9 protein-coding genes are annotated in these 12,625 nt (G+C 72.0%); 7 read left to right on the top strand and 2 right to left on the bottom strand.

The genetic code is table 11. From position 1 onward, the window contains the following. Nucleotides 1–97 precede the first annotated feature (97 nt). Entirely contained in the window at nucleotides 98–3,403 is a 3,306-nt protein-coding gene (locus tag IE302_RS16070; RefSeq protein WP_229907784.1) for a glycosyltransferase, read from the top strand. 356 nt (nucleotides 3,404–3,759) lie between these two features. Here the strand turns inward: IE302_RS16070 and IE302_RS16065 are convergent, their stop codons facing one another. After that, a complete protein-coding gene (locus IE302_RS16065) occupies nucleotides 3,760–4,191 on the bottom strand; it encodes a metallopeptidase family protein (RefSeq protein WP_005150818.1) in 432 nt (143 codons plus the stop codon). Nucleotides 4,192–4,307: 116 nt separating this feature from the next. On the opposite strand from IE302_RS16065, the gene IE302_RS16060 reads away from it, so the two are divergent. The 6 genes from IE302_RS16060 to IE302_RS16035 all read left to right on the top strand — a co-directional run bounded on the left by IE302_RS16060 (nucleotide 4,308) and on the right by IE302_RS16035 (nucleotide 9,438). Further along, entirely contained in the window at nucleotides 4,308–4,661 is a 354-nt protein-coding gene (locus IE302_RS16060; RefSeq protein WP_073848429.1) for a DUF3499 domain-containing protein, read from the top strand. Between the two features lie 71 nt (nucleotides 4,662–4,732). Beyond that, entirely contained in the window at nucleotides 4,733–6,088 is a 1,356-nt protein-coding gene (locus tag IE302_RS16055) for a phosphomannomutase/phosphoglucomutase (RefSeq protein WP_191255306.1), read from the top strand. Nucleotides 6,089–6,140: 52 nt separating this feature from the next. Continuing rightward, entirely contained in the window at nucleotides 6,141–6,362 is a 222-nt protein-coding gene (locus IE302_RS16050; protein WP_191255305.1) for a Trm112 family protein, read from the top strand. Then, on the top strand, nucleotides 6,346–7,437 hold the full coding sequence (locus IE302_RS16045; RefSeq protein WP_191255304.1) for a hypothetical protein: 1,092 nt from the start codon (nucleotides 6,346–6,348) through the stop codon (nucleotides 7,435–7,437). The genes IE302_RS16050 and IE302_RS16045 overlap by 17 nt, the downstream gene beginning before the upstream one ends. Before the next feature lie 70 nt (nucleotides 7,438–7,507). Next, nucleotides 7,508–8,731: a mannose-6-phosphate isomerase, class I gene (gene manA, locus IE302_RS16040; RefSeq protein ID WP_191255621.1), complete on the top strand. Its 1,224-nt coding sequence runs from the start codon at nucleotides 7,508–7,510 to the stop codon at nucleotides 8,729–8,731. 194 nt (nucleotides 8,732–8,925) lie between these two features. Next, entirely contained in the window at nucleotides 8,926–9,438 is a 513-nt protein-coding gene (locus IE302_RS16035; RefSeq protein ID WP_191255303.1) for a hypothetical protein, read from the top strand. A 46-nt stretch (nucleotides 9,439–9,484) separates the two neighbouring features. On the opposite strand, the gene IE302_RS16030 is transcribed toward IE302_RS16035, so the two are convergent. Then, a complete protein-coding gene (locus IE302_RS16030) occupies nucleotides 9,485–12,508 on the bottom strand; it encodes an AfsR/SARP family transcriptional regulator (RefSeq protein WP_191255302.1) in 3,024 nt (1,007 codons plus the stop codon). Nucleotides 12,509–12,625 lie beyond the last annotated feature (117 nt).

Below are 12,625 nucleotides of genomic sequence, written 5' to 3'. Positions count from 1 at the left end.
GTCTCTGGCCGTTCCACACAGTGGGGCCACCAACGGGTGACAGGGTCGCGTCGTAGGGTGGCGGCACTCGACTTCGCCGCCACCTCTGGAGTGCCCGTTGTCTCGCACTGCCGCGTCACCTGTGCCGCGCACGGCCCCCGTTCTGGCCATTGTGGTCTGTCACGACGGCGAGAACTGGTTGCCACTGGCGCTTTCCGCGCTGCGGCGCTCCGGTGTCCGGCCGCGACACGTGCTGGCCGTCGACACCGGATCCACCGACCGGACGGCGAAGATCCTCGCCGACGCGGCAGCCGCTGAAGGCCTCGCCGGCGAAGCACCCGTTCTTGACGGAATCCTCACGCTTTCGAGTGAAGTCGGCTTCGGTGCCGCTGTCGGCGAGGCCGTCGAGTACGCCGTCGAACGCTGGGGTGATCCCGGTGGCTGGCTCTGGCTGCTGCACGACGACTGCGCGCCGGAACCCGATTGTCTCGAAAACCTGTTGGCAGCGGCCGAAAACGAGGCCGCGGCGACGGTGCTCGGCCCGCTCGCGGTGGACTGGAGCGACCCGAGGCTCATCGTCGAAGCCGGGTTGTCGACCGACGCCATCGGCCACCGGCAGCAGGTCTCACCCGAGGAGAGCGACACCGCGGTGCTCGCCGTGCCGAGCGCGGGATCGCTGATACGGCGGGAAGTCTGGCACGACCTCGGCGGCTACGACCCCGGGTTTCCCTTGCTGCGCGAGGATCTCGACTTCGGCTGGCGGGCCAACGCCGCGGGTGGCAAGGTGCTTTCCGTGCCGTCGGCCCGGCTCCGGCACGCCCGCGCGCTCAGTACCGGGCAGCGGGATCCGGCCGCGCTCGGCCTTTCCCTGGCGGCGGCGAACCGCGCGCACGGGCTCCGGGTGTTCCTCGTCAACTGCTCCGCCTTGTCGTTTTGGTTCGGGCTGCTGCGGATCCCGTTCTTCGCGTTGTTCCGGGCGCTCGCGTTCCTGCTGCTGCGGCGCACCGGCGAAGCGGGTGCGGAACTCGCGGCGACCTGGTACCTGCTGCGCGGTCGCGGCGGACTGCGCGCGGCCCGCGCCGAACGCCGGAAGACCGACCGGACGGGCGATGTCCGCGGGTTGTTCACGGGCCGGCTGACCCGGGTCCGCAACGCGGTCCGCGCCGGCGTCGTCGATCTCGTCCGGCGTGGTGTCGAACGGGACTTCGCCCTCGGGACCGTGCCGGAGAGCGCGGAACAGGAAGGGGCCTGGATCACGCCGGAGGCGTTGAAGGCCGGGCAAGACCGTCCTGTCGGTCCCGGCGCGTTGCCCGCCGGGGCGATGCGCGGGGTCGGCTCGCGGGGGACGGGCCTGCGGCGGCCCAGCGCGGTCGTCGCGGTCGCCGTCCCCGAGAAGCCCGTCGAGAAACCTCTCGCGGGCGGGCCGAAACCGTCGCCGGTGCCGCGGGACGGCGGGCGGCGGCCGGAGCCGGAACTCGTGTTCGTCGAGGTCGACCGGAAACGCGTGCTCGGCGCGACCGTGTTCGCCCCGCCGGTGATCATGCTCGTCGTCCTGACCGCGCTCGCTTTCGTGGTCAACGGTTCCCGGCTCGGGCTGGACCTCTTCGGCGGGAAACTGCTTGCGGTCGGCGGGCTCGGCGAGATCTGGTCGTCGTATCTCGCGCCGTGGCACGCGATCGCGGGCGGGACGGCGAGTCCCGCGCCCGCGACGCTGCCGGTGCTGGGCACCCTCGGCGCGATCTTCGCGCCGATCGGCGGCCCCGCGGCGCTGGTCGCGATCCTGCTGATCGGTGACATCCCGCTCGCCGCGCTGAGCGCGTACGCGGCCACTCGACGTCTTCGCGTGCGCCGCTGGGTTCGCGCCGTCGTCGCGGCGGCGTACGGCGTGCTCCCGGCCGCCACCGCTTCGGTCGCGCAGGGACGGCTCGACGTCGTCGTCGTGCACCTGCTCCTGCCGCCGGTGATCGCGGGCATCGTGGGACTGCTGGTCCGCGCCGACTCGCGATGGCTGCACGTCTCCGCGCTGAGCGCGATCGGGCTGGCGCTGATCGGCGCCTTCTCGCCGCTGGCGCACGCGCTGGCCGTGGTCGGGCTGGTGATCGGGTTCGTGGTGCTGCCTTCGCCGACCGGGCTCGCGCGGCGGATCGCGTCCGTCGGGATCGTGGTCTTCCTGCCGCTGGCGCTGCTGCTGCCGTGGCCGAGTGTGCTGCTGCGGCATCCGGAACTGTTGCTGCACGGGCTCGGCGGCGGTGCCACGGCCGCGTCCGGCGCCGACCTCGCCGGGCTGGACCCGGGCGGTCCCGGCGCGTGGCCGATCGGGGTGGCGCTGGTCGCGGCCGCGATCGTCGCGCTGGTGGTGCGGCCGACGAAGGGCGCGGGCGGCGGTGTCGCGGTCGTCGTCCTGGGTGTGCTCGGGCTCGTGGCGGTGCGGTTCGTGGCGGTGACGCCGATGTCGGGCGGCGCGCACGCGACCGGGTACGCCGGGGTGCCGCTGCTGGTGATCGGCGCGGGGCTGCTGTGGACGGTGCTGGCGACCTGGCAGCGTGGCGGGAGCGGTGTCGACCCGGCGCCGTGGCTGGCGAAGGTCACGGCCGTCGCCGGGGTGCTCGTGCTGCTGGCGCTGGCGACCGGCGCGGTCGTCGCCGGACGCGAGGGCCCGCTGCGGTCGGGAGCGCGTCCGTCGCTGGCCCCGGAGATCTCGGCGGAGCTGGCGGCGACCGGTCGCTCGGCGCTGGTGGTGGGTTCTTCGGCGGAGCCGGTGCGGCAGACAGGCGGGCGGTTGCCGCTTTACGGTGACGACGAACTCGCGCCGACGCCCGGCAGTGCCGATCGGCTGGCCTCGTGGCGGCGGGACCTTCTGCAGGGCTCACCGGACGCGGTCAAGCAGGCCTTCGCTTCGGCTCTGGCTTCGGGCGCGCTGTACGTCGTGTTGCCCAGCGGTGCCGATGGCGGTGCTTTCGTCGAACTCGCGCGTGATCTGGTCGCTCCGGCGGCGCCGACCTCCGACGGGCGTCCGGTGCTCCGGCTGCTGCCCGCCGGTGGGCAGGTGGCGCTGATCTCTCCGGAACTGGCGCAGGCGGCCGTGACCGGGAAGGGCGCGCCGGGGGCGTCGCCCGGGGTGGCGCCGGTGCAGGCCGGGCTGCCGGACGTGCGGGTGCGCGTCTCGGACGGGCCGACCGGACGGCTGCTCGTGCTGGCCGCGGAGTTCGAGGCGGGCTGGCAGGCGAGCGTGGACGGGAAGGCCGTGCCGATCGTGCGGGCTTGGGGGCATCAGGTGGCCGTCTCGGTGCCGCCCGTGCCTTCGGAGGTCGTGGTGGAGCACCAGGGGACCACTCGGAACCTTCTGCTGCTGGCGCAGGTGGCCGCGGTGCTGTTCACACTGCTGACCGCTGTGCCTACGCGGCGGCACCCCTCAGCTTCCTGACCGCTGCTTTCTTGCCGCTCCTACGCGGACTGGGCCCGCTTCACCCACTTCGCTGTGCTCCGTCCACTCCGCCCACTCCGCCCACTCCGCTCGCTTCGCTGCCCGACTTCGGTGCCCCCAATGTGGCATTGGGGACGCTCAACGTCCCCAATGCCACATTGGGGGCACCTCACCTCCCGCTCGCACGCCAGTTGTCCACAGGCCGATCCCCTTGTGGACAACTTCGCGTTCCGGAGCCGTTTCCGCAGGTCCCGTCGGTACCCCGCGATACGCTGGGCTGGGGACGCCCCCCGGGGAAGGGCGGGGGCTGGGGTGGCGAGGGCTGGGGTGGCGAAGGTGTGGGGTGAGGGTGGGGGCTAGTCGCCTTCGATGACGTCGGGTTCGACGCCCAGGTAGCCCGCCACCTGTTCCACGAGGACGTCGTGGACGAGTTCCGCGAGTTCGCCGGGGTCCTTCGCGCGCGCTTCGAGCGGGCGGCGGTAGAGGACGATGCGGGCGCGCGTCGGGAGGCCGGCGCGGTCGACGCCGGCGGGCACGAGCCGCGAGAGCGGGACGGCCCCGTCGTGCAACACGCCGTCCACTCCGGCCGGTGCGCCATCCGAGCGAACTTCGGGGACGTCGTCGACGGCGACGTCGAGCTTCGTCAGCTCGTGCCGCCACCGCGCTTCGATCGGTTCGAGCGCGTCCAAAACCAGCGCGTCGAACCTTTCCGCCCTGCTAGCGGCGGCGGGAAGGGTCGACGGATACAGCGCTCCGCGCAGGCCCCGGCCGTGCCGGTCCCGTCGCATCCGCCGTCGCTGTCGGGAATCACGAGCCGTCGCCACGCATCGAAGGGTACGCGCTCGGCGATTCAAAGCGCGTGTCGCCGGTACGCCGGGCCCGCGACGCGCTATCGTTCTCGATCGTGCGGAGCGTACGAAAGTGTTCGCGAACGGGTTGTCTCGAACCCGCTGTCGCCACGCTCACGTATGCCTACAGTGATTCGACCGCTGTCGTGGGGCCGCTGGCCACCGCGAGCGAGCCGCACTCCTATGACCTCTGCGAAGCCCACGCCCTGCGGCTCACCGTGCCCAAGGGCTGGGAAGTCGTCCGGCACGAGGGCGCCTTCGCCGCCCCCGACCCTTCCGCCGACGAGCTGACCGCGCTGGCCGAGGCCGTCCGTGAAGCGGGCCGTTCGGACAAGCCCGCCCCGGAGCCCGAACCCGAGGGTCCCTCCGGCAGGCGCGGCCATCTGCGCGTGCTGCCCGGCCGAGCCTGACGCGAGGGCTCGCCGGTAGGCTTTCGAGCGCGCCAGAGGGCGTTGAACGAGACTATCGGCGGGGAGCAGGCGTGCCAGACCTTTCGGGCATCGTGAAGGCCTACGACATTCGCGGCGTTGTCGGTGAGCAGCTGGACGCGGCCCTCGTACGCGACCTCGGCTCGGCGTTCGCCCTGCTGATCAAGCCGGAGTCGGACTCCGTCGTGATCGGCCACGACATGCGCGACTCCTCACCCGAGCTGGCCGCCGCGTTCGCCGACGGCGTGACCTCGCAGGGCCTCGACGTCGTGACGATCGGCCTCGCCAGCACCGACCAGCTGTACTTCGCGTCCGGGTCGCTGAACCTGCCGGGCGCCATGTTCACCGCCAGCCATAACCCGGCGAAGTACAACGGCATCAAGCTGTGCCGCTCGGGTGCGGCCCCGGTCGGCCAGGACTCCGGTCTCGCGGAGATCCGCGACACCGTCGAGCAGGGCGTGCCCGCCTTCGCCGGTCAGCGCGGCTCGGTGACCGAGAAGGACGTCCTCGCGGACTACGCGGCGTACCTGCGCAAGCTCGTCGACCTGTCGGGCAGCCGTCCGCTGAAGGTCGTCGTCGACGCCGGCAACGGCATGGGCGGCTACACCGTCCCGACCGTCTTCGCGGGCCTGCCCATCGAGGTCGTGCCGATGTACTTCGAGCTCGACGGCAACTTCCCCAACCACGAGGCCAACCCGCTCGACCCGAAGAACATCGTCGACCTCCAGGCGCGCGTGCGCGAGGAAGGCGCCGACGCGGGCCTGGCCTTCGACGGTGACGCGGACCGCTGCTTCGTCGTCGACGAGCGCGGCGAGCCGGTGTCGCCGAGCGCCATCACCGCGCTGGTCGCGATCCGGGAGCTGGAGAAGGAACCGGGCGGCACCATCATCCACAACCTGATCACGTCTAAGGGTGTCCCGGAGATCGTCGCCGAGCACGGCGGCAAGCCGGTGCGCACCCGGGTCGGGCACTCGTTCATCAAGGCCGAGATGGCCAAGACCGGCGCGATCTTCGGCGGCGAGCACTCCGCGCACTACTACTTCCGTGACTTCTGGCGCGCCGACACCGGCATGCTGGCCGCGCTGCACGTCCTCGCCGCCCTCGGCGAGCAGACGGGCCCGCTGTCCGAGCTGACCGCGGAGTACTCGCGCTACGCGGCCTCCGGCGAGATCAACTCGACCGTGGACGACCAGGTCGCGCGCATGCTCGCGGTCAAGGACACCTTCGCCGCGCGCGACGGCGTCGAGATCGACGAGCTGGACGGCCTCACCGTGCAGCTCCCCGGCGGCGGCTGGTTCAACCTGCGCCCGTCCAACACCGAGCCGCTGCTCCGCCTGAACGTCGAGGCCGCCGACGCCGAGGCCGTCCGGGCCCTGACCGAAGACGTATTGGCGATAGTCCGTGGGTAACGAATGTGGCGTGAAAACACACATAGAGACGTCCCACAGGTAGGGAGTAACCATGGCCGTCACGCTTGACGCACAGTTGCTGGACATCCTGGCCTGCCCGTCCCCCGACCACGCACCATTGAAGACGGGGACGACGGCCGATCCGGAGGCCGACGCGCTGACCTGCACGGAATGCGGTCGGGTGTATCCGGTCCGTGATGGAATCCCGGTACTGTTGCTGGACGAAGCCACCGAGCCGACGACCCCGGATGGCGCCCATGCCGACGGTCCCTGACGATTCCCTGCTCGACGATCCCGCGCGGCTGGCCGAAGCCGACACCGCGGGACTTCTCCGTGCCGCCGCGATGGCGGGCGCCCAAGTCCGGGCGACCGCCGAAGCCGCGGCCGAACTCGAGCTGAGCGATCGCCTGGACGTCGGGCGCCCGCGCTCGCTCGTGCTGATCGACCGGCCCGGCGTCAGCCGGACGCTGACCAGGCTGGTCGCCGCGCTCCTGACCCCGTCGTGCCCGGTGCCGGTGGTCGTCGCCGAGGTCGTGCCGAGCTGGATCGGCGCACTCGACGTCGTCTTCGCGCACACCGACGACGCCGGTGACCGTGAGCTGGCCGCCTCCCTGGAGCGCGCCGCCCGGTTCGGGGCGACGGTCGTGCTGTCCGCGCCCGGCGAGGGCCCGGTCGCCGCGTCCGTCGCGGGCAAGGGACTGCTGCTCGCGCCGAGGCTGCCGGTCCCGCCGGAGATGGCCTTCCCGCGCGGGCTCGCCGCGGCGCTGCTCACCGCGAACGCGCTCGGCCTGCTCGTGGCCGATCTGGAGCAGCTCGCCGACCAGCTCGACGCGGAAGCCGAGAAGGATTACCTGGCCAGGGAATCGTTCGCGAACCCGGCCAAGGCGCTGGCGCTGAAGCTGGCCGAGCGTCAGCCGCTGCTGTGGGGACTGGACCCGGTCGCGGTCGCCGTCGGCGAGCACGCGGCCCACGCGTTCGCCGCCCACGCGGCCGTCGTCTGTGACGTGGAGGACTACCGCCAGGCGCTGGCCAGGCCGGCCTTGCGGCGGGCGGCGTTGTCCGGGGGCGTGGATCGCGATATCTTCGCGGACCCGGAGGAGGGGGCCGGTTCGGCGCCGAGGGTGTTGCTCCTCTCGGTTCGGACGGGGCCGGCCACGGAGGCGGCCCGCTATCAGGCGGAAGACCTGCTGCCCGGTGCGGATGTGATCGCCCCGGCCGAAGAGATCGAAACGGACGAGATCGTGCGTGCGGCCGTTCTCGCGCTGCGTTTCGAGCTGGCCGCGGTCTATCTCGGACTGGCCGTCGGCAGCATCGGCGGCGCCGGGAGGTACACGCCTGCAACGGCGTGAGCCCCGCGCGCGACGTAAGAAATGAGGGCCGGCACAAACAACCCGTGCCCGGCGAGGAGTTGAGGTGACAGTGGAGCTGCTGCGCAATGCCGTGCGGCCCTACGCGTGGGGGTCCAGAACGACGATCCCCGAGCTGCTGGGGCGTCCGGTGCCGGCGCCGCATCCGGAGGCGGAACTGTGGATGGGCGCCCACCCCGGTGACCCGTCCCACGTCATCGGCCCGGACGGCACCGAGCGGAGCCTGCTGGAGCTCGTCGAGGCCGACCCGGTCGGCCAGCTCGGCACGAGCTGCGCGGGCCGCTGGGGTGGCAGGCTGCCGTTCCTGCTGAAGATCCTCGCCGCCGAAGAGCCGCTTTCGATGCAGGCGCACCCGTCGGCCGCGCAGGCGGCGGAGGGATACGCACGTGAGGAGTCGGCGGGGATCCCGCGCGACGCGTCGAACCGCAACTACCCGGATCCGACGGCGAAGCCGGAACTCGTCTGCGCGCTGACCGAGTTCCACGCGCTGGCGGGCTTCCGCGACCCGGAACGCACGATCTCCCTGCTGAAGGCGATCGAGACGCCCGGGCTGGCGAAGTACGCGGTGCTGCTGGAGGCCCAGCCGGACCCGGCCGGGCTGCGCGCGCTGTTCACCACCTGGATCACCCTGCCGCAGGCCGCGCTCGACGAACTGCTGCCCGAGGTCCTCGACTCGTGTGTGAAGCACGTCCGGGAGCGCGGCGAGTTCGACGTCGAATGCCGCACCATCCTGGAACTCGGCGAAGCGCATCCGCGGGACGCGGGTGTGCTCGCGGCGCTGCTGCTCAACCGCCTCACCCTGAGTGCGGGCGAGGCGATCTACCTGCCCGCCGGCAACCTGCACCTGTACCTGCACGGCACCGCCGTGGAGATCCTGGCGAACTCGGACAACATCCTGCGCTGCGGGCTGACCCCCAAACACGTCGACGTGCCGGAGCTGCTGCGCGTCGTCGACTTCGCGTGCGGCGAGATGCCGGTCCAGAGCGGGGAACGTGAGGAGCGCTTGTCGGTGTACCGCACCGACGCGCCGGAGTTCGAGCTGTCGCGGATCGAGTGGGAGGCCGGGGACGACGGCGAGATCGCCGTCCACGACGTCGGCCCGCAGATCCTGCTGTGCACCGCCGGCAGCCTGCTGGTGACGGCCGACGACGGCGAGCAGGTCGAACTCCGCCGCGGCCAGTCGGTGTGGCTCCCTGCCGCCGACCCCGCCGTCCGCGTGCGGCCGCTTTCCGGCGAGCGCACCCAGGTCTTCCGGGCGACCGCCGGCACCTGCTGACCCTCTTACGCGTTTCGTCCTCTGGATGCGGTCCTTGCACGTGCAAGGACCGCATCCAGAGGACGAAACGCGTGTGCCCTGGGGCGAAGTGTGTGCGTTCCGTGTGGCGGGTTCCGCGACCATCATCCTTACGGGTGACCCGGCGATTGTCGTCGGCTGCTCCCGGATGACGATGGCCGAGGAGAGCAGCAGCAGTGACTTCCCATCCCGACGCGGTGAGCGGACGCGCCTACCGGGTGCCGGTCTCCGTGCGCCCCGCCGCCTTGCTCGCCGCGCTCGGAATCGTCGTCGTGGCCGCGCTCGTCCCGGTCGTCGATCTGGTGCTCCCGCTTCCGGACGGCCAGGACCTGGCAGGTTCGGCGCCGGCGCTGGCGGGATTCGCCGGTGACGCGATCGAATCCGTCAAAGCCGCGGGTTCCGGCCTGCAGGACCTCGCCGTCGACGCGGAGAACAGGCTGAACCTCCCGCTGGTCGTGCTGATCACGCTCGGCGCTCAGGTGCTGCTCACCGCCGCGCTGGTCGTGAGCGGCACGCAGCCCATCCGCGTGATGCTGACCGTCGCCGGCCTGATCAACATGTTCGCGGTCGCCCGGCTCGAATCCGCCTCGCCACCGGTGTGGGACGCCGCCGCCAACGGGGTGCTGGTGATCGCGCTGGCCTGGTTCTCCGCCCAGCGGCGCGAATCGCGCGTGATCTTCGGGGACTGATCAGACTTCCGGGTGGTGCTCGTCTGAGGGGTCGGGCACCACCCGGTCAGGCCGGGGCGGGTTCGGTGAGCGACAACAGCAACCGGACGAGGGCCGAAGCGTTGGCGTCGTGGGGGACTTCCAATCGCTTCGCCTCTTCACCCGCCGCCTCGGCCGCCTCCATTTCCCCGACGGCCTCGTACGCTCTGCGCAGCACGTGCAGGGTGAGGGCCGTCGCGGGTTTCCCGCCCATGGCGCGGAATTCGTCAAGGCAGTGGCGCAGCACGGGAATCGCGCGGTCGGCCCGGCCGTCGCCGATCCAGCTCGCCGCGATCGCCCGCGTGCAGGAGAGCTCTCGCGGCCGTTCTTCGAGCGCGTCGGCCAGCCGGCGCGCGTTCTCGTAGGCCTTCACCGCGTCGGCGCGCCGCCCGGCGCCGGCGAGGATGGCGCCCTGCGTGCGCAGCGATTTCGCCAGTGCCGATTTCGCCGTCGTCCGGCGCAGCACGCGGACCGATTCCTCGATCGTCTCCAGCGCCTCGGCCTCGCGACCGTCGAGCATCAGCGACCACGAAAGTCCTTGCAGGGCAACGCCGAGCTGGCGTTCGTCGCCGCTTTCCCGCGCGTGCGCGAGGCTCCGGCTGTCGATCTCCAGCGCCTCGGCGACCTTGCCGAGCCGGTGCAACGCGGCGGACTCCGCGTGCAGCGCGTACGCCCCCGGCCCGGTTTCCTCCACAAGGGACAGTTCGCGGGCCTGGGTCGCCGCGTGCAGGGATTCCCCGGCCCTGCCGAGGCCGACGAGGCAGCGCGCCAGATTCGTCTCGACCCACGCCTGCGCGGAAACATCGCCCAGTTCCGCCAGCGCCTTCGAGCACTCGCGGTAACCCTCGACGGCGCGTTCGTACTCGCCGCGAACGTGCAGCAGCACCGTCAGGTTCGCCTCGGCGATGACCACGATGTGCCTGTCACCGGCTTTGAGGGCCGCGTCGCGCAGGATCTCGTACGCCGTCCGCATGTCGGTGTAATGACTGTGCAGATACAGGTACGCGCTCAGTCTTTCCAGTACCCGCAACGCTTTTCGCGGCCAGCCGACCGCGCACATCGACGAGACGGCGGAGACCAGGTTCGCGCGCTCCACGGAGAACCAGGTGCCGGGATCGCGCAGCAGCCGCTCGACCAGCTCGCCGGACAGGGGCTGCGCGGGCAGATCCTGATCCGACAACGGCATCGGCACCGTCCTCGGCAGACGGCGGGCCGCCGTGTCGGCGAGGCACAGCGCCGCGTCCGACAACTTCGCGACGGTGGCGACCCGTTCGGCGCGGGTTTCCAGTTCCCGCCCGAGTTCCGTCGCGTACACGCGCACGAGGTCGTGCATGCGGAACCGTTGCTCACCTGTCGGATCGAGACCGGTGGCTTCGAGGAGACTGGCCTCGACGAGTTCGTCGATGGCCTCATCCGCTTCTTCGTCGGTGCTGTCGGCTTTGTCGTTGATGAGGGTCGACACCGCCCAAGCGGGAAGGTCGAGGGTGCGGCAGCGGCCGATCAGCCGGAACGCGCGCCGCGCGGACGGGCTCAGCGCCTCGTAGCTCAACGCGATGCTGCCGCGGACCTGGAGATCGCTGACCTGGAGTTCGTCGAGGCGCGAGACCTCGTCCTCCAGCTTCCCGGCGAGTTTCCCGAGCGGCAGGCCCGGCCGCATGGCGAGCCTGCTGCCCGCGATCCGCAGCGCCAGCGGGAGATTGCCGCAGGCCTTGGCGATCCGCTCCGCGTCCGCGCGTTCGGCGCCCACCCGGTCCGGACCGGCGAGCCGCTCCAGCAGCGTCATCGCCTCGGCGCCGGACAGCGGCGCGAGGTGGAGGCGATCCGCCCCGGCGAGCCCGGAAAGCCGCCGTCTGCTGGTGACCAGCACGGCGCTGCCCGGCGTTCCCGGCAGCAACGCGCGGACCTGCTCGGGGCCGGCGGCGTCGTCGAGCACCACCAGGACCCGCCGATCGGCGAGACGGCCGCGGTACGCCGCCGCCCTGGCCGCGACGTCGTCCGGGATGGCGGGACCGGTGACGCCCAGCGCTCGCAACAGGTCGCCGAGGACGTCGGCGAGGTCGCGGGGGTCGGAGGCGCCAGCCAGCGGGACGAACAGCTGTCCGTCCGGGAAGGACCGGCGGAGCCGGTGCGCGGTGCTGACCGCGAGGGTGGACTTGCCCGCGCCGGGTTCGCCGGTGATCACCGCGACCGGGACGCCCGTGCTCGCGCCGAGCAGCCCGGAGAGTTTCGCGATCTCGCCCTCGCGGCCCGCGAGATCCGCGATGTCCGGGGGCAGCTGGCAGATCGGGAAGACCTGCGCGGTCTTGGCCGGCGGCACCGGATCCTCGCCGCGCAGCACGGCGGCGTGCACGCGGCGGACCTCGGCGCCGGGCTCCACACCGAGTTCCTCGACGAGAGTGGTGCGCAGTTCGCGGTGGACGGCCAGTGAATCGGCCTGCCTGCCGGCGCGGTGCAGCGCGATCATCAGCTGCGCGGCCAGCCGCTCGCGCAGCGGATGTTCGGTGATCATCGCCTGGAGTTCGCCGGTGAGCTCGCCGTGCCTGCCGTCGGACAGTTCGGCGTCGACGCAGTCTTCGAACGCGGCGAGGCGTTCCGACTCGAGCCGGGCGATGTCCGCGTCGAGCCGGGGGATGTGCAGTCCGGACAGGACCGGCCCGCGCCACTCCGCCAGCGCCCGGCGATAGTGCCCGGCTGCCCCCGCCGGATCGCCCGCCCGCGCGGCGGCCTTCCCCGCCGCGGCGGCTTCGCGGAAGGACAGCAGATCGAGGTCGCCCGGGCCGACCACCAGCCGGTAACCGTGCGGATCCCGCTCGATCTCCAGCCCTTCGAACCGCGCCCGCAGGCGGGAGACGTACGTGTGCAGATTCGAGGTGTACGACTTGGGCGGTGTCTCCGGCCAAAGGGTCTCGACCAGGGCGTCGACCGGGACGGACGAGTTCGCGTTCAGCAGCAGGACGGCCAGCAGGGCGCGCTGATGATCGCCGCGCGGCGCCGTGCGCCGCCCGGGCGGGCTCTCGATCGTCAACGGTCCGAGCACGCCGAATCGCGGCACGGGCACCTCCCAGGTCCTGAGAGGGGGACACTAGCGAGGGGATCCGACAATTCTGTGACCTGTCCCGCCCCGCGCGTACGGGCTCATCTGCACTGCTAGCCTTCGAACCCGGCATAT

Origin of the sequence: Amycolatopsis oliviviridis, assembly GCF_014654365.1 — a bacterium.
GTDB lineage: Bacteria > Actinomycetota > Actinomycetes > Mycobacteriales > Pseudonocardiaceae > Amycolatopsis > Amycolatopsis oliviviridis.
This window is presented reverse-complemented; position numbering and strand designations above follow the sequence as displayed.

What these genes read in the sequence shown, in the direction of transcription:
- IE302_RS16065 (WP_005150818.1), bottom strand. Translation starts at nt 4,191, where the DNA reads ATGCGACGGGACCGGCACGGCCGGGGCCTGCGCGGAGCGCTGTATCCG.
- IE302_RS16045 (WP_191255304.1), top strand. Translation starts at nt 6,346, where the DNA reads ATGCCGACGGTCCCTGACGATTCCCTGCTCGACGATCCCGCGCGGCTG.
- IE302_RS16050 (WP_191255305.1), top strand. Translation starts at nt 6,141, where the DNA reads ATGGCCGTCACGCTTGACGCACAGTTGCTGGACATCCTGGCCTGCCCG.